This window comes from Paenibacillus sp. EB106-04-04-XG159 (assembly GCF_058791835.1).
On record NZ_JBYTDY010000004.1, the window covers coordinates 104,590 to 125,495 of the forward strand.

At 48.5% G+C, this 20,906-nt stretch carries 18 protein-coding genes and 1 riboswitch; of the genes, 13 read left to right on the forward strand and 5 right to left on the reverse strand.

Features of this window, described 5'->3' with window-relative positions:
- Positions 1 to 20 precede the first annotated feature (20 nt).
- Together AC3WTP_RS06465 and dnaI are read left to right on the forward strand one after the other, a co-directional pair.
- The gene (locus AC3WTP_RS06465) at positions 21 to 1,571 is read left to right on the forward strand and encodes a DnaD domain protein (RefSeq protein ID WP_492393771.1); all 1,551 of its coding nucleotides are present in this window, start codon (positions 21 to 23) and stop codon (positions 1,569 to 1,571) included.
- 58 nt (positions 1,572 to 1,629) lie between these two features.
- Complete coding sequence (gene dnaI / locus AC3WTP_RS06470; protein ID WP_492393772.1) at positions 1,630 to 2,574, forward strand: primosomal protein DnaI; 945 nt, start codon at positions 1,630 to 1,632, stop codon at positions 2,572 to 2,574.
- A 106-nt stretch (positions 2,575 to 2,680) separates the two neighbouring features.
- On the opposite strand, the gene AC3WTP_RS06475 is transcribed toward dnaI, so the two are convergent.
- The gene (locus AC3WTP_RS06475; RefSeq protein ID WP_458568952.1) at positions 2,681 to 2,833 is read right to left on the reverse strand and encodes a YqzM family protein; all 153 of its coding nucleotides are present in this window, start codon (positions 2,831 to 2,833) and stop codon (positions 2,681 to 2,683) included.
- Between the two features lie 248 nt (positions 2,834 to 3,081).
- Between AC3WTP_RS06475 and trxA the strand changes: the two genes are divergently transcribed.
- Positions 3,082 to 3,402 carry a thioredoxin gene (gene trxA / locus AC3WTP_RS06480; protein ID WP_492393773.1) on the forward strand — a complete coding sequence of 107 codons (321 nt, stop codon included), beginning with the start codon at positions 3,082 to 3,084 and terminating at the stop codon, positions 3,400 to 3,402.
- A 311-nt stretch (positions 3,403 to 3,713) separates the two neighbouring features.
- Positions 3,714 to 5,777 (forward strand): excinuclease ABC subunit UvrC, encoded by a 2,064-nt coding sequence (uvrC, locus tag AC3WTP_RS06485; RefSeq protein ID WP_492393967.1) that lies wholly within the window; start codon positions 3,714 to 3,716, stop codon positions 5,775 to 5,777.
- A 57-nt stretch (positions 5,778 to 5,834) separates the two neighbouring features.
- Here uvrC and AC3WTP_RS06490 read toward each other — a convergent pair whose 3' ends face one another.
- Positions 5,835 to 7,511, reverse strand: a complete 1,677-nt coding sequence (locus AC3WTP_RS06490) for a CPBP family intramembrane glutamic endopeptidase (protein ID WP_492393774.1) — start codon at positions 7,509 to 7,511, stop codon at positions 5,835 to 5,837.
- Between the two features lie 256 nt (positions 7,512 to 7,767).
- Positions 7,768 to 7,935: riboswitch (cyclic di-AMP (ydaO/yuaA leader) on the forward strand.
- A gap of 61 nt (positions 7,936 to 7,996) precedes the next feature.
- On the opposite strand from AC3WTP_RS06490, the gene AC3WTP_RS06495 reads away from it, so the two are divergent.
- Both AC3WTP_RS06495 and AC3WTP_RS06500 read left to right on the forward strand, forming a co-directional pair.
- Positions 7,997 to 9,358: a TrkH family potassium uptake protein gene (locus AC3WTP_RS06495; protein WP_492393775.1), complete on the forward strand. Its 1,362-nt coding sequence runs from the start codon at positions 7,997 to 7,999 to the stop codon at positions 9,356 to 9,358.
- A 23-nt stretch (positions 9,359 to 9,381) separates the two neighbouring features.
- A complete protein-coding gene (locus AC3WTP_RS06500; protein ID WP_492393776.1) occupies positions 9,382 to 10,056 on the forward strand; it encodes a potassium channel family protein in 675 nt (224 codons plus the stop codon).
- 85 nt (positions 10,057 to 10,141) lie between these two features.
- Here the strand turns inward: AC3WTP_RS06500 and AC3WTP_RS06505 are convergent, their stop codons facing one another.
- Together AC3WTP_RS06505 and AC3WTP_RS06510 are read right to left on the reverse strand one after the other, a co-directional pair.
- Positions 10,142 to 10,516: a GntR family transcriptional regulator gene (locus AC3WTP_RS06505; RefSeq protein WP_492393777.1), complete on the reverse strand. Its 375-nt coding sequence runs from the start codon at positions 10,514 to 10,516 to the stop codon at positions 10,142 to 10,144.
- A 125-nt stretch (positions 10,517 to 10,641) separates the two neighbouring features.
- On the reverse strand, positions 10,642 to 11,538 hold the full coding sequence (locus tag AC3WTP_RS06510; RefSeq protein WP_492393778.1) for a LysR family transcriptional regulator: 897 nt from the start codon (positions 11,536 to 11,538) through the stop codon (positions 10,642 to 10,644).
- 313 nt (positions 11,539 to 11,851) lie between these two features.
- Here AC3WTP_RS06510 and AC3WTP_RS06515 point away from each other — a divergent pair, with 313 nt between their 5' ends.
- From AC3WTP_RS06515 to AC3WTP_RS06530, 4 genes are all read left to right on the forward strand, one after another.
- Positions 11,852 to 12,523 carry a succinate dehydrogenase cytochrome b558 subunit gene (locus AC3WTP_RS06515; RefSeq protein ID WP_492393779.1) on the forward strand — a complete coding sequence of 224 codons (672 nt, stop codon included), beginning with the start codon at positions 11,852 to 11,854 and terminating at the stop codon, positions 12,521 to 12,523.
- 15 nt (positions 12,524 to 12,538) lie between these two features.
- Positions 12,539 to 14,296, forward strand: coding sequence for a succinate dehydrogenase flavoprotein subunit (sdhA, locus tag AC3WTP_RS06520; RefSeq protein WP_492393780.1), 1,758 nt, complete (start codon positions 12,539 to 12,541; stop codon positions 14,294 to 14,296).
- 2 nt (positions 14,297 to 14,298) lie between these two features.
- Complete coding sequence (gene sdhB / locus AC3WTP_RS06525) at positions 14,299 to 15,063, forward strand: succinate dehydrogenase iron-sulfur subunit (RefSeq protein ID WP_492393781.1); 765 nt, start codon at positions 14,299 to 14,301, stop codon at positions 15,061 to 15,063.
- Positions 15,064 to 15,193: 130 nt separating this feature from the next.
- Positions 15,194 to 15,772 carry a DUF4269 domain-containing protein gene (locus AC3WTP_RS06530; RefSeq protein WP_492393782.1) on the forward strand — a complete coding sequence of 193 codons (579 nt, stop codon included), beginning with the start codon at positions 15,194 to 15,196 and terminating at the stop codon, positions 15,770 to 15,772.
- Between the two features lie 112 nt (positions 15,773 to 15,884).
- On the opposite strand, the gene AC3WTP_RS06535 is transcribed toward AC3WTP_RS06530, so the two are convergent.
- On the reverse strand, positions 15,885 to 17,252 hold the full coding sequence (locus tag AC3WTP_RS06535; RefSeq protein WP_492393783.1) for an aldehyde dehydrogenase: 1,368 nt from the start codon (positions 17,250 to 17,252) through the stop codon (positions 15,885 to 15,887).
- Between the two features lie 149 nt (positions 17,253 to 17,401).
- Between AC3WTP_RS06535 and AC3WTP_RS06540 the strand changes: the two genes are divergently transcribed.
- The 3 genes from AC3WTP_RS06540 (at position 17,402) to AC3WTP_RS06550 (ending at position 20,324) form a co-directional block, all read left to right on the forward strand.
- Complete coding sequence (locus AC3WTP_RS06540) at positions 17,402 to 18,337, forward strand: metallophosphoesterase (RefSeq protein ID WP_492393784.1); 936 nt, start codon at positions 17,402 to 17,404, stop codon at positions 18,335 to 18,337.
- A gap of 109 nt (positions 18,338 to 18,446) precedes the next feature.
- Positions 18,447 to 19,205, forward strand: coding sequence for a metallophosphoesterase family protein (locus tag AC3WTP_RS06545; RefSeq protein ID WP_492393785.1), 759 nt, complete (start codon positions 18,447 to 18,449; stop codon positions 19,203 to 19,205).
- Between the two features lie 126 nt (positions 19,206 to 19,331).
- Positions 19,332 to 20,324 carry a DMT family transporter gene (locus AC3WTP_RS06550; RefSeq protein WP_492393786.1) on the forward strand — a complete coding sequence of 331 codons (993 nt, stop codon included), beginning with the start codon at positions 19,332 to 19,334 and terminating at the stop codon, positions 20,322 to 20,324.
- Positions 20,325 to 20,906: the final 582 nt, after the last annotated feature.

The window sequence follows — 20,906 nt, forward strand, 5'->3', positions numbered from 1 at the left end:
AAAGGGGAGTCGACAAGCTGGTGCGGATGTCGAATTTGTTTTATTTTACGGAGCATCATCGTTATACCGTATATCGAGATTTCTGCATGAGCGAGCTGGATCAGAAGATGCTCTCCCATGTCTACCAACCGATGGTTGGGGCATTCGCTATTGGTTTGTACCGCCTTCTCTATCAGCATATACCTTCTGATGTTATAGGCTTCTCTGGTATGGATTCACAGCGCAAGCTGTTTCTGCTGCTTGGCTTGGAACCAAGCGAGAAGGGGCGAACCTACTTTATCGAGCAGACGTCCAAGCTGGAGGCGGTAGGTCTCCTGCAGACCTCGCGAATTATGCAGCCTGAGGCGGACGATTACATGTTCGAGTATGAGCTCCAAACGCCGCTTAAGCCGAGCGAGTTCTTCGATACGCAGCACTTAACACTGCTGCTGAGAGATAAAGTGGGCAAATATGCCGTGCTGGAGCTGCGCGAGCAATTTATAACGAAGGAGCCTGTGCCGTATGATGCGGACTCCGTTAATCGAGAGAACATCTCGGTGCCGTTCTATGAATTGTTCAGGCTGAACACGCAAGTTATTGATTATGAGCTGGAGCAAGCGCTGCAAGAGGTCGCTCCGCACAAACGCACGAAGCTGGCAGCGGAAGATGCTTCAGCGAATGCGTTGAATTACGCTGATATCATTACTCGTTTTCCGAAGTATTCTTATAATCGTGCTTACGTGGAACGTTTGCGTTATGACAGGGAAGGCATGGCGATCCTGAACCATGTCTCGAATAAGTTTGAGCTGACGCCGCAGGAATTGTGCCGCCTCCTTGATGAAGACGGCGTCTTTGATGCTGCGGACGGCAAGCTGCTGCTGGACGAGCTTCAGAGTCGCGCGCATCTGCATTTCAGACAGAATAAGCGACGTGATGAATGGAGAGAACGAGAACAGCAGAAGATTCAGACTAGAGTGCAGAATGAGAACACCGCTGGAGCTAAGAAGGACGATGAACCAGAAATAGCCGTGCAGATGGAGTTCTATCTGGAGGTACCTCCTCAATTCTCGGGCAAATGCGATATTCACCAATACAATATGATGCTGCGCAACACGCCGTATACGAGAATGTTGGAGAGGTTTTTCCCAGGAGCGGTTCCGGATTCCTTCATGGATATGTTTACGAAGATGGATCTGAACTACAAGATGCCGGACGAAGTGATCAATGTCCTCATACATTATTTAATGATGCTGCTGGCACAAGGCTCGAATCAGCGACTCAACCGCAATTTTGTAGAACAGATCGTATCGAATATGCTGCTCAAGCAGGTTAAGACCTACGAGGAAGCTGTACAATATATTCGCACACAGGCTCAAGTAGCTTCAGAGAAGCACGAACGTGAACAAGGCGGAGCACCTGCTAATGGCAAGGGCGGCAGGCCGCGAACGAACAACAGCCGTTATGCCAAGTCTCAGAAGCCGGTCATTCCGATCGTGCAGCCTTCAAGCGAGAAGCCAGCTCTATCACAGGATGATCTTGATCGGGCGTTGGAATTGGCACGGCGCCTTGACGCTGGTCGAAAGACCAAATAAGGTAGAAGCGATAGTACAACGTATTAAGTTGCGAGGATAGAAGAGGGAGGTGCAGCCCATGGAATCGTTGGGAGATGTGTTAAAGCAGCTGCCGCTGAATAAACGAAGAGCTGACGCGGAACAGAAGATGGCTGAACTGCTGCGTCATCCGCTGATCGTGCAGTTTTGCTCGGAGCATCCAGAGGTGAGTGAACGCGACCTCAAGCTTAATCTCAATAAGCTGTATCAACACGTGAAAGAACAGGATCATTGCGCGCATTGCCCAGGGCTGGAACGCTGTCCGAACGACTTCCAGGGTCACTTTACGAAGCTGAATGCGGAGTCTGTGAACGGGATTACGATCATCGATGATCGCAAGGCTCCGTGTCAGAAGCTGTTGACTCATGAGAGACAGCAAGCGGTATACAATCGCGTTCGTTCCTTCCATGTGGATGAGATGGCGTTGAAGCAGGGATATTCTGCGGAAGAGATCATTAAACGAGATTATGAACGGGTTCAAGCTGTAACGGCCATCATGCAATACGTAGAAGATGTGAAAGAGAAGGGATTGACAGCGGAGGGACTGTATCTCGTAGGCGGCTTTGGTACCGGCAAGACATTCTTGATGAGCTATATGCTGTATGAGCTGGCTAGAGCTGAGCACACAGGAGTCATCGTGTATATGCCAGAGTTCGTTGAGGATCTGAAGTCGATGTTTCAAGAGCCGACGAAGCTGCGTGACACACTGGACATGCTCAAGGAGACGGATCTGCTCGTATTTGACGATATTGGTGCGGAAAATATGACTCCGTGGGTACGCGATCATGTGCTTGGTTCGATCCTTAACCACCGAATGAATCGCAAGCCGACGTTCTACACGTCTAATTACGATCTGGATGCGCTGCTGAAGCATTTCAGCTATACGCGTGAAGGCGAGGACATACATAAGGCGGAGCGATTGATGAATCGCGTCAAGCCGTATGTGAAGGTCGTTGAGGTGTTGGGAAGAAACAAACGGGAATAGCTCTGCAAGCGATAAGAGTTCAATACAACCCGTATTCGCAAAGAAGTCCGGTCACTTCCATGTAGGAAATGACCGGACTTCTTATGTATTGGCTTGTCGGAGAAACTCATGAGGACATGATGAACTTGACGATCACCATTCCAAAGAAGACGACGGTCATGAATACAAACATGGCCGTGAAGCCGACCATTAAGTCTCCCAAGTCGTCGCGCGGCTCTTCATTCACGTGCTCACGAGGGTCAAGCGTTCTCGCTTCCATAGATAGTCCTCCAATCTCATTATGTCTATCGGCAGATGATTGTTTATCAGCCGATACAGGCAAATTTAGCCAATTATTGTATCCAGTATAACGAATCTGTCATAGAATTGTAAAGAATAGGTATGGCAACTCTGTGACAAATCGGAGACAAATTTTAAGGAACCATGACGCATAAAAGATGAAGTTGTGGTATACTTTACATGTTGACTCAGAATTATAAGCTCTACAATATAAGGAGGAACTTTCTCATGGCAATCGTACACGTAACTGACCAATCCTTCAGCTCCGACGTGGACAACAAACAAGGCGTAGTATTGGTTGATTTCTGGGCTCCGTGGTGCGGACCTTGTAAAGCACTTGCACCAATTCTTGATGAGTTGGATAACGATATCGCAGGTCAAGCAACAATTGCGAAAGTGAATGTTGACGAAAACCCGGAATCCGCTTCCCGCTTCGGGGTAATGAGCATTCCAACAATCATCGTATTTAAAGATGGTCAGCCAGTTGATAAGGTTGTTGGCTTGAACTCCAAGGATGCGTTGAAGAACTTGGTAGCTAAACATCAATAAGATGCAGCTTGCCTTATGGCAATTGTAAGAACCCAGCACCGCTAACGGTGTTGGGTTCTTTTGCAATATAGGGACATATAGTCGAAATTACCGTATACCTCAACCATGATTTTTGCTAAATCAGCGATCCGCCAGCCTTTTGCTTTTTGGAGTGCTGCGGTTACAATAGAAGAGATGAACGGAATGTTGAGCGGCAGCTTACAGTCGTAATAGAATGCCGAAGCGGTGATAGGAGGAGACCGGTGAGTAAAGATAAGCATAACAAGCCGCCAAGTACGGAAGATCTTAAGATCATCGAGAAGCCGCCCATCATGAATATGAAATCTGAAAAGTGGAAGGCGCGCTGGAACGAACGCTACGGAGCGGAGCAGGATCTGGGACATGAACCAACAGCTGAAGAGATTGCAGAACGAGATGAAGCGCTCGAGCGCATTCGGCATAAGCTGGCGTTGCTGCCTGATCTGCCTGGCTGCTACCTGATGAAGAATCAGGAAGGTACCATTATCTATGTGGGGAAAGCCAAGATACTGAAGAACCGAGTACGTTCCTACTTCTCAGGAAGTCATGATGGCAAGACACAACGGCTTGTCTCGGAGATAAGAGACTTTGAATATATTGTCACAGCCAGCAACATGGAAGCACTAATTCTGGAATGCAATCTGATTAAGAAGCATCATCCGCGCTACAATGTGCTGTTGAAGGACGACAAGAGCTTTCCTTATATCAAAATAACGAACGAGAAGCACCCAAGGCTGGAGGTTACGCGTCGAGTGTTGAAGGATAAGGCCAAGTATTTTGGACCATATCCGAATGCTTACGCCGCGCAGCAGACGAAGAAGCTGCTCGATCGCTTGTATCCGCTGCGCAAGTGCAGCACGATGCCTGATCGCGTCTGCCTGTATTATCATATCGAGCAATGCCTGGCACCTTGCGAATATGAAGTAACCGCAGAGCAATATGATGCGATGACGCAGGAGATTGCCAAGTTCTTAAGCGGCGGACATGAGGAGATCAAGAAGGAGCTCCAGCGGAAGATGGAAGAGGCTGCGGAAGAGCTCCAGTTTGAGCGCGCGAAGGAATATCGCGATCAGCTGATGGCAATTGACGCGATCATGGAGAAGCAGAAGATTAATACGGCTGATCAGCTTGACCGTGACGTATTCGGCTTCGCGGTTGATAAGGGCTGGATGTGCGTCCAGATTCTATACATGCGTCAAGGCAAGATGATTGAGCGGCACGCGACTAAGTTTCCTTATTATGGCGCCGCCTATGATGACTTTATGTCTTTCGTAGCCCAGTATTACAGCGATAACCCGGCACTGCCGAAAGAAATTATGCTGCCGCTTGATGTGACGGAGCAAGGAACGGATCAAGCAGCAACAGCAGACTCTGACCATATTGACACTCATGGCACTGGTGAGGGTCAAGATCATTCTGACCATCCTGAAGAAGCCCATGAGGATGAGCAGAATCGCTTCGGAGCGGATGCGCTGCAACAATGGCTGAAGGTTAAGGTTGTGATTCCGAAGCGCGGCTTGAAGAAGCAGATGGTCACGATGGCGATAGATAATGCGCGAGTGACCCTTGAGGAGAAGTTCAAGCTCATCGAGCGTGATGAAGATCGAACCGCCCGTGCGGCGGAACGGCTTGGAGAAGCACTCGGAGTTGCCTCAGCGCGCCGGATCGAGGCGTTCGACAACTCGAACATCCAAGGCTCCGACCCTGTATCGGCTATGGTTGTATTTATCGATGGCAAGCCTGCGAAGAAGGAATACCGCAAATACAAGGTGCGGACTGTACAAGGACCGGATGATTATGAGACGATGCGTGAGGTCATTCGCAGACGGTATGAGCGCGTATTGAAGGAAGGTCTGGAGATGCCGGACATCATCGTGGTCGATGGCGGCAAGGGACAGATGGCGGTAGCCATAGACGTCCTGGAGAATGAATTGGGGTTAGCGATTCCCGTGTGCGGCCTTGTGAAGGATGTCAAGCATAAGACCGCTCAGCTTATGGCTGGCGACCCTCCGCAGGAAGTCAATCTGCCTCGTGACAGCCAGGAATTCTATCTGCTGCAGCGTATACAGGAGGAAGTGCATCGCTTCGCGATCACGTTCCATCGGGAACGGCGAGCGAAGTCTATGGTCGTGTCAGCATTGGATTCGATTCCGGGGATCGGCGAGAAGCGGCGCAAGATGCTGCTGAAGCATTTTGGGTCGCTCAAGAAGATTCGGGAGGCTTCTGTAGAAGACTTCCGTGAAGTAAGCATAGGTGAGCAGTTGGCGCAAACGATATTATCACATCTGAGAGAAGAGGATCAGTCAGCAGAAGCAGATCATGATGATATCGAAAGCGTCGATGGGGATATAGAATAAATAAGAGGCACTTGTTGGAATACTTATAAATAGTATTTCAGCAAGTGCCTCAATTGTTTATGGGATTGAATATGTAACCGTTTTGCGATTGCGGTGCATCGCGGCTAAGCAATACACAACTGTTACTGGAAGCAGCAGGTATATAATACCGAATGTAAAGCCCGCCAAGGAGCGCTCCAGGAATAGGGACATCACCATCAGCAGCGTATCGAGCATCAGATGAGCGCTGACGGCTGTCCAGAAGCCGTACCGAACCATTATCCATACGAAGGCGAAGCCGATAATCATCAGTTCTACTGGTCTTGAGTAGAACGGGTATATCGGATACATCACATGTCCCGCGGCCCAGACGAAGGTAGGGACGATGGCAGCAATCCATGTGTTCGGAATCCATCTTCTCAACAGCCCTACGCCGAATAAACGGTAGAATCCTTCTTCAGAGATCGCGGCTACCCATGCGAGCAAGGGGTACATGTACATATAAGTCAGATTCAATGGAGATGAGATCGAATCCGTTGAGCTCCAAGCACCGACACCGAGCTCCAGCAGGGTGAATATAATCGTCTGCATACCAAGCAGTATTCCTGCCCAGCATAGTCCGTTCCAGAAGGCATTCACCAATGCGGTTCCAAAGTTGGGATGTCTCCATGTAGGCAGCAAATTAGTATGGAGGCTCCGTCTCCACAGCGCGCGTCCCGTGACCAAGGCCAGATATAACATAATTCCGCCTTGTACGACAACAATTGCAGATTGCAGATATAGGGCGTTCTGTATATCGCCGGTTGTGACAGGTACTTTCTGTTCCAGCATGACATAGCTGGGCAGGGCATTCCATGAGTGGACGACGGATAATCCGCAGGATATGACAGCAAGCAATATGATCGTCCAGGAACCGAAATGTATCGTACGTCGATAGACTACAGCACATACGACAGCTGCAATCCCCATAATAAGTGACATTAGCTGATAGGCGTAGTTTTGAGTCTTCTCTGCTGATTCCTGCTGGTGTTTCATTTCAGAAGTATATGCAGGTGGAACATCCCATACAGGCCTAAGGCTGGTTATATAGTCTCCAGACCATGTGGCAACTAGCTCCAACGAGGCGTCGCCTACCTTGGCAGCAGGTACACGATATCTGATCTCATTCGGATTCGCGGCTGACATCGGCAATCGCTGTACTTGGGCATCTGTATACCCGAGCTCCCGAATTGCTTCATCCGTCCGAGCCGCCATGTCGGCCTCGCTAAGGTTAGATGAACTAGAAGGCATGTCAGTCGTTTGGGTCTGATAACCGACCAGCTTGCCGCTCGTCATATGCAGATCTACAATCGTGTATTCCAGATCATGCAGATTCCCTCTTCTCATCAAGACACGGTAGTAGTCGTATGGAGCCAGCTTGTCCCAAGGCTCATAGCTTTCCATCAATTGTTCTTTGCTCACATAACCGGATAAGAGTTGATTCGTATCGTATATAACAGCTGTTTCCAGCGGTTTAGAGGACTGTCTTCCTGAGGCGAATGCCTCATCCGCATACACCTTATATGCGAGGTTCAAAGCTTCTTGTTTCGTGATGGGCTTAGCGAGTGCTTCTTCACTGCCAGATGTAATGGGAGCTATGACTTGAAATGCCAAGAAGATCATGAACCCGATCACGGAGCAAACGACAACAAGTCTTGAGACGGTTCTCTGATGCAAAGACGCAGTAACGGATGCTTGTTCAAAGTGAGAAGACAAGGGAATCCCCCTCTATCGTGAAATGGTCTTATTATGATTGTATATCTGATCATAGCCGCTTATGTTTCATTTGAATAGAACAAGGTTATCGAAATTATAATGCAACGTCAAGAAAACAGGCGTCACACTGATGCATTGCATGAAAACAATCTAATGTAAACGCTCTTAATCCCTAATTCGGGTACATTTCAGATGAATTTGCCAGTTTATTGACTTTGTAAGTGCTCGTATAAACGTATATAATCATCTCGTTATGAATTGTATAGAGCCGAATTTCGCGCAAGCGAAAGCGGGGGAACCGATATTTGGGGTGAATTTCGCAATGTGCTGCAGACTTAGAGTATAAGCTGCAAGCGCTGCGAATAGGGCAACTTGACGTGCCCGAATCCGTCAGCTAACCTCGTAGGCGAGCACGTCAGGAAACCAGACAGCATTGGTATTCCGATGCTTTTTTTTATGAAATTTTTTAGAGGTGGGCACAGCAATTGAAAAAGATTGAGCTTTTACGACCATGGAGATTAACTCCGGCGCGCATACTGGCAGTGGGATTCGCTGCAATCATTTTGTTAGGCTCATTTCTTCTGATGCTCCCCATATCAAACGTTGACGGTCAACCGCTCCACTTTATCGATGCATTGTTCACAGCGACGTCTGCAACATGTGTTACAGGATTGGTTGTCGTTGATACGGGGTCGCACTTTACCATGTTCGGACAGATAGTCATCTTATGTCTTATCCAGATCGGCGGTCTGGGATTTATGACGATGGCGACGTTGTTCGCGCTCGTATTCAAGAAGAAGATATCATTGAAGGAACGATTGATCTTGCAGGAGGCGCTGAATCAGGGTTCGATGGAAGGTATCGTTCGTCTGATCCGCAAAGTACTGCTCTATTCTCTCATCATTGAAGGTTCAGCCGCTATTGTGTTTGCACTGCGTTGGGCGGTCGACATGCCTTTTGGACAGGCGCTGTACTTTGGTATATTTCACGGGATATCCTTTTTCAATAATGCGGGATTCGATATATTCGGGATGACAGCAAGCGGACCGTTCTCCAGCTTGACCAGCTATGTCGATGATCCGATCACTAATATCGTAGCGATGTTCCTGATTGTATCGGGAGGTATAGGATTTATCGTCATGTCCGATCTGGTTGATTATCGCAGGACGAAGCGTTTGTCGCTTCATACGAAGGTTGTTCTGTATACGACTGGTTTCTTAATCTTATTCGGGGCGCTTGTCATCTTCGTATTCGAATTTTCGAATCCGAACACGATGGGGGATATGAACTTCTTCGAGAAGATATTAGCTTCATTCTTTCAATCGGTTTCACCTCGTACAGCAGGGGTCAATACGGTTGATATTGCCGGATTGCGGCAGGCAACTCAATTCTTTATAGTCATTCTCATGTTTATCGGTGCTTCTCCAGGCTCGACGGGCGGCGGTATTAAGACGACGACATTCGCGATATTATTCGGCGGGGTCGTTGCGATGGTACGCGGCAAGGATGATATCGTGATGTTTAAGCATCGCTTGGCGAAAGACCGATTGAATAAAGCACTCACTTTAATATTGATAGCGCTAGGTCTGGTCATTACCGTGTCCATGATCCTGTCAACGACAGAGGATGCAGATTTTCTTGCGATCTTATTTGAAACAACTTCTGCATTCGGTACTGTAGGTCTGACTATGGGGATCACCAGCGATCTATCGAGCATCGGCAAGCTGTTGATTGCGATGACGATGTTTATCGGCCGATTAGGCCCGCTTACACTTGCATATGCGCTTGGACCGAAGACGGAACGTGAATTGTTCCGTCATCCAGAAGGAAAGATAACGATAGGTTAACAACAAAGGGGATAGTATCAAAGATGGATGTGCAGCAGTATGCCGTCATTGGAATGGGACGGTTCGGTTCCAGCTTGGCTGAAGAATTGATGAAGCTTGGTCACCAGGTATTGGGAATCGACAAGGATGAGGAAGTTATTGATGAAATGAACAATGTGGTAACACATGCAGTCGTTGCTGACGCGACAGATGAGGAAGTGCTTCGTTCGCTCGGCATTCGCAACTTTGACTGTGTCATTGTAGCAATAGGCAATGATATCCAGACGAGTATACTGGTTAGTATTCAGGTGAAGGAGCTGGGGGTCAAGAAAGTAGTTGCCAAGGCGCTGTCTGATCTGCATGGCAGAGTCCTGGAGCGGCTTGGAGTTGACCGAATTATATATCCGGAACGGGATATGGGCATTCGGGTTGCTCACCATCTCGTATCACCTAATCTCCTTGATTATATTGAGTTGTCTAAGGAATATACGATTGTGGAGCTCAACGTACCGAGATGCTTGAATGGAGTCACACTGCGTGAGCTGAACTCGCGCGTACGATACGGCTGCAGCATCGTAGCCTTGAATAAACCTAATGGCATTATAGTTGCTCCATCCGCAGATGATGTGTTGGCAGAGAATGATATCATGGTCATGATCGGTACTAATTTGCAAATTGAACAATTTGAAGAAAAGATTACAGATAATCGGAAATCTTAATTATACTACAGCCCCAAGCAAGCTCTTGAACAATAGTCAGGAGCATCGCTCGGGGCTTTTATTGTGTGACTGCGCTATATGCACGTTATTCATCCTGCGGCGTTTCTTTTATTTCCATAATCATATGTACAAGCTCTTCTTTCGTAATCTCCAATGCTTTCGCAGTCTGCAGAATGCGGGGCAGCTCAACCTCCGCGAATTGATCACGGCGCTTCTTCCTCACGATGGCTGCCGCTCCAGCGCCGACGAACATTCCAACCCCTCTTTTCTTGTACAGCACTCCTTCATCTACTAACAGATTGATGCCTTTAGCAGCTGTTGCCGGGTTAATCTGCAGCACTTTGGCGAACTGGGTAGTTGAAGAGACCTGCTGCTCTTCTTGCAGCTCTCCGTTTAGGATTTCATTTTCAATTAATTCGGCAATCTGCAGATATATAGACTTCGATTCATCTAACAGCACATAACTCACCTCACTTGCTGCAACAGTTGATTATTTCTAGAAGCGAAGATGCCTCTTGTTAAAAATTACGATTGTGTGTACATGTATTAAGCCCTAATCAAAATGGTTAATGAAAAATATAGCCATTATTCTGACCAATTGCTGTGGAGTGCAGCATCCATCAAGAACTGCTTGACTTCATTCGAGAAGGAGGCTTGTTCAGAATAAACTAGTGATGTAATGCGTTCCGTCTGCTTCAGCTCTTGCATATAAACCGTACGCAGCCCGCTGTTGCTGATCCATTCCTCGCGAAGATACGACTTCGGCAGCAGTGTGGCTGCTTCACAAGTATACAACAGTCGAACGATAGCTTCGAAGGAATCAATCTCCATCCGAATATCAGGCATAATGCGATAGCGGCGGAACAGATCATCGATCAGCTTGCGGTACCAGGTGCCATTGGAGAACAGCAGCATCGGTAATCCATTGAGATGGGTCATTGTCCAGTCTTGCAGATCATACCATTCATGGTTGCTCGGAACGACCAGCATAAGGTGATCAGACAACAGTGGAATCGAGACGAGTCCTTGTTCCCGAATCTCATCCGCTACGATGCCGAAGTCAACCTGCTGCTCCTTGATCAAGGAGATGATCTCATGTGTCTTGCCGGTTACCGTCTTAAGCTGTGCCTTGGGCATGTGATCCTTGAAGATCGAGACAAAGAACGGCAATGTCGTTTGCAGCGTAGTTAGACTGGCTCCTATCGTGACGTTCGACTGGCCTTCAGCTTTATAAGCGGCTAACGATCTCATAAAGCCAAGCTGACGTGTACGAATATCTAGCGCAAAGTCATAGGTCATTCTTCCGACCTTCGTCAGCTCAAGCCGCTTGCCATTGCGCAGGAACAACTCTACGCCGAGATCCTGCTCTAATCGTGAGATTTGCCTAGACAGTGCAGGTTGCGAGATATTAAGACGTTTAGCGGCTTGATTCAAGCTCGTAAATTCCACTACTGTGGCAAATGACTCTAATAGATCAAGCATATGTGTTGTCCTCCTGTTTGGTCGGTGAGAGAAATCTAATATTTATGCGTTTTAGTTATAAAAATTATAATAATATTGCAATTCCATTATAAGCTTGAAAGGAGTAATATGGAAGTGTCACAAGTTAGTCACACAAAAAAAGAGAGCGCTTGCAAATTTGTATACGGTTTGACACAAACCGATAAGATTTATTAAAAATTTTGCTATTTCTTCGGTGACAAATGATTGACGCTTTCGACAAGCACAGGTAAAATGAGGATGCTTTACTACCAAAATTTTCTGGTATGTATGAGAAGGGGGAAATGAGACACCTATGAAACGAGGCTATTTTTACTCAAGGAAGATGCACTCGCTGCTCGGGGTAATTCCGCTTGGATTGTTCCTGCTGGAGCACATGATTACGAACTTTTCAGCGTATGACGGCGGCAAAGAAGCGTTCCAGTCAAGCGTAAAGTTTCTGAATGAACTGCCGCTCCTATTTTTCTTGGAATTATTGTTTATCTGGCTGCCACTCCTATATCACGGTGTATACGGGTTGTATATCGCATACACGGCCCGCAACAATGTGGGCAATCACAACTATGGGCGCAATTTCGCGTTCATGATGCAGCGTATTACGGGGGTTATCACGTTTATCTTCGTCACATGGCATCTCTATCAAACTCGCTTTCAGATTGCAATGGGCACGGTTACACATGAAGAGCTGGGTACTCATATGAATGAGATCGTGACACAACCGGTCATGTTCATTATTTATATCATAGGCGTTGTCGCCGCTTCTTACCATTTTGCCAACGGATTATGGGCTTTCTTTGTAAGCTGGGGCATTACAGTAGGACCGCGTGCTCAGAAGGTCTCTGCAAAGATCAGCATGGGGTTGTTCGTGTTGATGTCCGTGTTGTTCATACTTTCATTGTTCGGCTTCCGCAGCGAGCAATTTGAAGCAGCTCAAATGATACAATCGATGCAGTCGATGATCGGATAAGGAGGGAAACACGCAATGGCTAAACAAAAATTGTTAGTTGTCGGCGGCGGATTGGCTGGCCTAATGGCAACGGTGAAGGCAGCGGAAGCAGGCGTGCATGTTGACTTGTTTTCCTTAGTGCCAGTGAAGCGATCCCACTCCGTATGCGCGCAGGGCGGCATTAACGGGGCGGTTAATACGAAAGGCGAAGGCGACTCCCCGTGGGAGCACTTTGACGATACGATATACGGCGGCGACTTCTTGGCGAATCAACCGCCAGTTAAGGCGATGTGTGAAGCGGCGCCGGGCATTATCCATCTGATGGACCGCATGGGTGTTATGTTCAGCCGTACACCAGAGGGTCTGCTCGACTTCCGCCGCTTTGGCGGAACGAAGCATCACCGTACGGCATTCGCAGGCGCGACGACAGGGCAGCAGCTTCTGTATGCGCTCGATGAGCAAGTTCGCCGTTGGGAAGCAGCGGGACTTGTAACAAAGTATGAGCATTATGAATTCTTGTCCGCTGTTATCGATGACGAAGGGATCTGCCGAGGCATTGCAGCGCAAGATCTCCGCAGCATGGAGGTTAAGACATTCGCTGGCGACGCGGTTATTCTCGCATCCGGCGGACCTGGTATTATCTTCGGCAAGACGACGAACTCCGTCATCAATACAGGAACTGCGGCAAGCGCTGTGTACCAGCAAGGCGTTCACTATGCGAATGGCGAATTCATTCAGATTCACCCGACAGCGATTCCAGGCGACGACAAGCTCCGCTTGATGTCCGAATCCGCGCGCGGTGAAGGCGGACGCATCTGGACTTATAAAGACGGCAAGCCTTGGTACTTCCTTGAGGAAAAATATCCGGCATACGGCAACCTTGTTCCGCGCGACATTGCAACACGCGAGATCTTCAGCGTGTGCGTCGATCAGAAGCTTGGCATCAACGGCGAGAACATGGTATACCTCGATCTGTCTCATAAGGATCCGAAGGAGCTTGATGTGAAGCTCGGCGGCATCATCGAGATCTATGAGAAGTTCATGGGCGATGACCCGCGCAAGATTCCGATGAAGATCTTCCCTGCTGTGCACTATTCGATGGGCGGCATGTGGGTAGATTACAATCAGATGACTAACATTCCAGGTCTGTTTGCGGCTGGCGAATGCGACTATCAATATCACGGGGCGAACCGTCTCGGCGCGAACTCGCTCTTGTCCGCGATCTACGGCGGCATGCTTTCCGGTCCTAAGGCAGTTGAGTACATTCGCGGCTTGAAGAAGTCGGCGGATGACATCGCTTCTTCCGTATATGAGAAGGAAGGGAAGCGTCAGTCGGACATATACAACCGCATCACGAAGATGGACGGCAATGAGAATGCATATGTCATTCATAAAGAGCTTGGCGAGTGGATGACGAACAACATGACGGTCGTTCGATACAATAAGAAGCTTGAAGATACAATCGCTAAGATTAAAGAGCTGAAATCGCGTTACGCAAATATCAATATTAACGATAAAGCGACGTGGAGCAACCAGGGAGCAACCTTCACTCGTCAATTGTGGAACATGCTGGAGCTGGCTGAATCAATGACGAAGAGCGCATTGCTTCGCGATGAGAGTCGAGGCGCTCACTACAAGCCAGAGTTCCCAGACCGCAACGACGAGCGCTTCTTGAAGTCGTCTATTGCCAAGTGGACGCCGGAAGGCCCAGAGATTAGCTATGAAGAAGTAGATATCTCGCTGTTGAAGCCGCGCAAACGCGATTATTCGTCGGATAAGAAGAAAGGAGAATAACGATGGCGGACACGATGACTCAAACCAAAACAGTGAAGTTTATTGTGACGCGCCAAGATGCTCCGGATGCTAAGCCATATACGGAAGAGTTCGAAGTTCCGTATCGTCCGAATATGAACGTCATTAGCGCGCTGATGGAAATTCAACGCAATCCGATAAATGCAGGCGGTAAGGGTACAGCACCTGTGTGCTGGGAATCCAACTGCTTGGAGGAAGTGTGCGGCGCTTGTTCGATGGTTATTAACGGCAAGCCGCGCCAAGCTTGTTCCGCGCTCGTCGATAAGCTAGAGCAGCCGATTCGCTTGGAGCCTATGAAGACGTTCCCAGTCGTGCGCGACTTAGTCATTAACCGTCAGCGCATGTTCGATTCGCTGAAGCGTGTGAAAGCATGGATTCCGATTGACGGAACGTATGACTTGGGTCCAGGACCGCGTATGGCGGAGACGAAGCGTCAATGGGCATACGAGCTGTCGAAGTGTATGACATGCGGTGTATGCTTGGAAGCTTGTCCGAACGTAAACGACAAGACGAGCTTTATCGGTCCAGCGCCAATCTCGCAAGTACGCTTGTTCAACTCCCATCCTACAGGTGAGATGAACAAGGAAGAACGTCTGGAAGCGCTGCTTGACGACGGCGGCATCGAAGGCTGCGGCAATTCGCAGAACTGTGTGCGAGCTTGTCCGAAGGGCATTCCGCTTACAACGTCTATTGCTGAGATGAACCGCGATACGACTAAGCTAATGTTTAAACGTTGGTTCACGATGTAATTATATATTCCTACCGAGCTCATTCTCACGGCGGATTATTACTGTGAGGGTGAGCTTTTTATTTCAGTAGGATAAGGTAGAGATGATATTATAATTGCTGTAGTAGTTTAGTTACTAGAGAAGAGGGATAATGCTGGACATCACATTTTTTCGCGATCTATCCTATCTCAAGCGAGGTACCGACCAGCAGCAAGACGCTTATCGAGTATTAACGTCATACCGTATACTTGAACCCTTGATACAAGTGGATCCTGCACTTGTAGGAACGGTCCCGCTCGCACTAAACATTCCGGGCAGCGATCTGGATATCGTGTGTGAAGTCCATGATCTAGATGCTTTTGCTGAGGATGTTGGCTCTAGGGATGCAGGATTTGATGATTATGAGACCGAAATTGGCAGCACAAGAGGAATTCCATTCGTCTGTATTCGTTTTACCTGTGAGGGATGGCCTGTTGAAATCTTTGGACAGCCAGTGCCGGTTTCTCAGCAAAATGGGTACCGTCATATGGTGGCTGAGTATCGAATTCTGCAGCTTATCGGGCCTGCTGGCAAGGAGCGTCTGCTGCGGCGCAAGCTGAACGGCGAGAAGACGGAGCCGGCCTTTGCACAATATTTGCAGTTGAGCGGAGATCCATATGAAGCGATGCTAGAGCTTGCCGATGCTGATGATGCAGCTTTGCGCGCATTGACTGATGCGCAGGCGATATAAGAGCCGTTATCGTTTGAAATTGGCTATAGCGTTAATGAACATATAAGATATAGAAACAGCCCTCCATTCAAGATAAGCTCTGTTGGAGGGCTGTGTTATTTGATGATGGTAGTTATCGCAGCAGCTTGCGCATCCATTTCAGGCCATTTTTAGCACCGGGATAACGAATCGCCATGTCGACCAACGTCGTTTGGTGGAGCACACTCTTCTGATGGGAGAACGTCTCAAAGCTGTATTTTCCGTGATACGCCCCCATGCCGCTCTCTCCAACTCCGCCGAATGGTAAATATGGCGTTGCCAGATGCATTAAGGTATCATTGACGCATCCGCCGCCGAATGATAATGAGGTCAGCACCCGCTCTTCTACTGCACGATCGTTAGTGAAGAGGTACAAGGCTAACGGCTTAGGACGAGCTTGAACGGCTGATATCACTTCCTGCAGATCATCGTATACGAGGACTGGCAGAATCGGGCCGAATATTTCGTCCTGCATAACGGGCATATCCCAGCTGACATCGGTTAGCACTGCAGGAGCCAGTCGGCGTTCTGCGGCGTTCATGTCACCGCCCCATGCCAAGGTGCCGTCATTGAGAAATCCAGCCTGCCGGTCTAGATGCTTCGTGCTCACGATGGATGGATAGTCCGGGCTTGTAAGCGGAGAAGCGCCGTAGAATTCCGTGACCGCTTGCTGCATCGCCTTAACAAGCTCGTCACGTTTCGAACGATGCACGTATACATAGTCTGGAGCTACGCAGGTTTGGCCTGCATTGGTCCATTTTCCAAATGCGATTCGCTTCGCTGATAAAGGGATGTTAGCATCTTGATGCACGATACAAGGACTCTTGCCGCCTAATTCCAGGGTAAGCGGAATCAACCGCTTAGAAGCGGCTTCCATCACGATCTTGCCGACCGCGACGCTCCCTGTGAAGAAGATATAGTCAAACGGCATCGCAAGCAGCGTCTGGCTAGTCTCTACACCGCCTTCAACAACGGTTGCAAGCTGCGGATCAAAGGTTTCGCCGATAAGGCGTGATATGACCTTGCTCGTATGAGGCGTCAACTCTGACGGCTTCAGTATAACGGTATTGCCTGCAGCGATAGCGCCGATGAGCGGGGCGATCGCCAATTGAAATGGATAGTTCCATGGAGCAATGACAAGTGTTGTACCGTACGGTTCTGGCATCGTCATTCCTCGACTGCCGACGTGTGTCAGAGCAGTCTTTACCCTGCGCGGCTTAGCCCAACGATGCAGGCGCTTGGCTATAAATCTGGCTTCATGAAGCACAAAGCCGATTTCTGTTGAGTACGCTTCTGCGTCGCTCTTGCCAAGATCCTTGCGCAGCGCTTCGATAATATCGGGCTCATATCGACGAATAGCTTCGGCTAATGCCTCAAGCGCTTGACGACGCTGAGAGATATCTCTGGTTCCTCCGTTGCGATAATACTGCTTTTGTTTATTAAATGCGTCTTGGATCGTCAACGTCCAGACCTCCTTATATATCGGGAATAGTGACTTATAACCGAATCAATAGTCTCCTTCTCTATTTGTATCATATCCTATAATCGTTTGCATTGCATGAACCACTGCCTCATAATAAAAATATAGCATGTGAAAGCGGGGGATCTCTATTGGCACCATCGCCTATTGATCAGACCAAACGTGCTCCCGATAAGACTTCACCTCTACAACAACCCAAGACCCCGGCCTCGAGAAAGGTGAGCAGGCGCCGTTTTCTGAAAGGTATGATTGGCGGATTGTTTACTGCATCATTGCTAACTACAGCTTATGCTCGCTGGATTGAGCCAGCACGCATTCAGAACCGCGTATTAACGATAACGAGTTCCACACTTCCTGAGCCATTTCGAGGTGTACGGATTGCTCATATATCAGATATCCACTTTGGAACACATTTCAATGAAGAGAGAATTCAAGAGATTGTAGAGCGTATCATGGCTGCTAAGCCGGATATGATATGCTTGACTGGCGATCTTGTGGAGGACAGTTCTATTTCTGCGTCTGAGATTATTCCGATGCTGAGGCAGCTGCGAGCGCCGCTGGGTCAATATGCTGTACTGGGCAATCATGACTATGAGCGCGGTGTAGATCTTGCAACTGAGGCTCTGCAGCAAGCAGGCTTTGAAGTATTGACGAACGGTAGTCGAATCGTGAAACGGAACGGCGCGGCATTGGCGGTTGCCGGTATAGACGATGCGTTTGACGGTAATCCAAATATGAATGAAGCCCTGAAGCAGGTACCGTCAGAGACATGGTGCTTGCTGCTTGCCCATGAGCCGGATTGGGCGGATACCGCGCTGAAATACCCCGTCGATCTGCAGTTGTCTGGTCATAGCCACGGAGGACAGATTCGCATTCCGCTCTATGGCCCTGTATTCTTGCCTAAACTGGGTGAGATATATCCGGATGGTCTGTACAAGCTGGAGCGGATTGGAGCAGGAAATAGGTCGCTGCTGCTGCATACGAGCAGAGGGTTAGGAACAACATTGCTCCCACTGCGATTGTTCTGCCCGCCGGAATGGACGCTTATTACCCTTGTTGATCAATAACAGGATGAGATTAGCTGGAAGGTATTATTTTAAACTCAGATAAGATTCATTAGATTCATAAATAGATCGCGAATAGAAGTAGTTGAACCGAGAGAGGAGAAGATGCACCATGCATAGTATTGCGATCCTTTCTGACATTCATGGCAATCTGCAAGCATTAGAGGCTGTGTTGGAGGATATGGAACGAGAAGGGGTAGAGCGGATCATCTGCCTGGGAGATCTGGTGGGCAAGGGTCCTGATTCCGTCAAAGTGATGGATACTCTGTATTCAAAATGTAATGTCATTGTACGCGGCAACTGGGATGAGCTGGTAGTTCGTATTGATAAGGATATGCAGTTTCGCTGGCACGCAGAGCAATTAGGCTTGAAACGTCTGAATATGCTGGATCAATTGCCTTTCTCATATGACTGTATAATCAGCGGACGTCATATCCGCCTACTGCATGCTTCACCGCAAAGCGTCTACCATCGTGTGCAGCCCTGGGATCCGTTGGATAAACGTCTGGGGATGTTTGAGTTTACCCCGCTTCTGACAGATCCGCTGCACCCTGGACAGTCTCCGGATATAGTCGTATACGGTGATATTCATCATGCTTACTTGCAGCACCTGCAGGGGAAGACGCTCATCAATTGCGGCAGTGTCGGTAATCCACTGGATTTGACGCAAGCTTCCTACGTTATATTGCAAGGGGAATATGGCAGCGTGGAGTCAGAGCCGTTCTCGATCCAATTCCGACGAGTGCCATATGATATCGAGCAAGCGGTGCGTGAGGCTGAGAATACAGATATGCCGGGGATTAAGGAGTATATACGCGAGCTTCGCACAGGTGTATATCGAGGTCTGCAGAAATCAGATGATGACGTGTAATTGTGAAAATGTGGCTAAGTATATGCAACGGGTAATTCGAGTGGTAGAATTAGTCTACATGGACTGTCTCGTTTAGATAACGAGGCAGTCCTTTCTATTGGGAAACTTGGAAAGGTAGGAAACATCGTGAAAGCTCAACAATGGTTTACCCACCCCGTCGGACTGACGGTCAGTGCTGTATTGACGACACTCTTATGGGGGAGTGCAACACCTGCCATAAAGATCGGCTATGCTGAATTAAACATCGCGTCGAATCAGACGTTCGAGCAATGGGTATTTGCAGGCTATCGTTTTACACTGGCGGGAATTATATTAGTTCTGTTTGGATGGCTGATGAATAAGCTGTCTCATCAATCGGATTCTTCAATACTAGCCTCGGCTCGCTTAAAATGGTTTCGTGTCGCGCGATTATCATTATTGCAGACGTTTCTGCAGTATATCTGTTTCTACATTGGACTTAGCTTAAGCACAGGAATGCAGGGGGCCATTATTACAGGTTCTACAAGCTTCTTTCAAATGCTGGTTGTGCGGTTTATGGATGAAAACGAACGATTTACATCAAATAAAACGATGGGGCTGATTCTAGGCTTCGCAGGCGTTGCGGTTGTGACTATAGCACAAGCAGGGCTGAATATGGAGCTGAATATCGGCGACTTCTTTTTGATTCTGTCTGCATTTTTCGGCGGCTTCGGCAATGTGCTGTCGCGGCACGAGTCGCGTGAGCTTCCAGTGATCTGGCTTACGGGTCGGCAGATGCTGCTCGGGGGAATTGGACTAACGATCATCGGCTCGCTGCGCGCTGGGCTGTTTCCGTTCCAATGGGATAGCGGCACACTGCTGCTGCTTGTATATCTCTCCTTCCTGTCTGCGGCATCGTTCGCACTGTGGAACTTAATTATGAAATATAACGCGGTAGGAAAAGTATCGATGTTCTTATTCTTAATTCCGGTGTTTGGTGTTATCTTGTCAGCATTGCTGTTGGATGAGCAGTTTAATCAATGGACTATCGTATCGTTGGTGCTCGTCGTTGCTGGTATCATAACGGTGAATGGACCTTCAAGAAAGGGATCATCCGCTATAAATCAATCTGCTGACCAAGTAACGGACCAAACGGGGTAGATTTGTTATTTGTTACACAACCGTAATGTTGCTGTTAACGTTGCATAACGTACAGGGGGTATAGTAGTAGCAAGACCCCCTTTTGATGAATATATATCCCTTGAGTTGGCCTGCGGAAGCAGGTCTTTTTTTTTGCACGACATGCAGAATCGCTAAGGGGATGAGGGCTGCACTGTAAGCACCTCGCGGCTTATAGCTTGCTGTAATAGTGATAACTCAGTGTAGATAAGCTGCTGAGTCTAGGGGATAATAGCCCGATGGGGTCAAGATAGGTTGCCCTGGTCCGTGCCCCATTGGCGCTTTCTCCCCGTTACAGCGCTCTGTGAGAGAGATAACGCGGATTTACCCCGTTACAGCGTGAGAACCGAGCTTGCCAAACGAGATAACAGGGAAAAACCGTCTTACAGGCGCGCCGGGGTGTGCGAGCGGAGCTTCACGGGAGAGATAACGCGGAATTACCCTGTTACAGCGTGAGAACCGAGCTTGTTGATCGCGATAACAGGTAAAAACCGTCTTACAGGCGCGCCGGGGTGTGCGAGCGGAGCTTCACGGGAGAGATAACGCGGAATTACCCTGTTACAG

What these genes read in the sequence shown, in the direction of transcription:
- dnaI (WP_492393772.1), top strand. Translation starts at nt 1,630, where the DNA reads ATGGAATCGTTGGGAGATGTGTTAAAGCAGCTGCCGCTGAATAAACGA.
- AC3WTP_RS06475 (WP_458568952.1), bottom strand. Translation starts at nt 2,833, where the DNA reads ATGGAAGCGAGAACGCTTGACCCTCGTGAGCACGTGAATGAAGAGCCG.
- trxA (WP_492393773.1), top strand. Translation starts at nt 3,082, where the DNA reads ATGGCAATCGTACACGTAACTGACCAATCCTTCAGCTCCGACGTGGAC.
- uvrC (WP_492393967.1), top strand. Translation starts at nt 3,714, where the DNA reads ATGAATATGAAATCTGAAAAGTGGAAGGCGCGCTGGAACGAACGCTAC.
- AC3WTP_RS06500 (WP_492393776.1), top strand. Translation starts at nt 9,382, where the DNA reads ATGGATGTGCAGCAGTATGCCGTCATTGGAATGGGACGGTTCGGTTCC.
- AC3WTP_RS06510 (WP_492393778.1), bottom strand. Translation starts at nt 11,538, where the DNA reads ATGCTTGATCTATTAGAGTCATTTGCCACAGTAGTGGAATTTACGAGC.
- AC3WTP_RS06515 (WP_492393779.1), top strand. Translation starts at nt 11,852, where the DNA reads ATGAAACGAGGCTATTTTTACTCAAGGAAGATGCACTCGCTGCTCGGG.
- sdhA (WP_492393780.1), top strand. Translation starts at nt 12,539, where the DNA reads ATGGCTAAACAAAAATTGTTAGTTGTCGGCGGCGGATTGGCTGGCCTA.
- sdhB (WP_492393781.1), top strand. Translation starts at nt 14,299, where the DNA reads ATGGCGGACACGATGACTCAAACCAAAACAGTGAAGTTTATTGTGACG.
- AC3WTP_RS06530 (WP_492393782.1), top strand. Translation starts at nt 15,194, where the DNA reads ATGCTGGACATCACATTTTTTCGCGATCTATCCTATCTCAAGCGAGGT.
- AC3WTP_RS06545 (WP_492393785.1), top strand. Translation starts at nt 18,447, where the DNA reads ATGCATAGTATTGCGATCCTTTCTGACATTCATGGCAATCTGCAAGCA.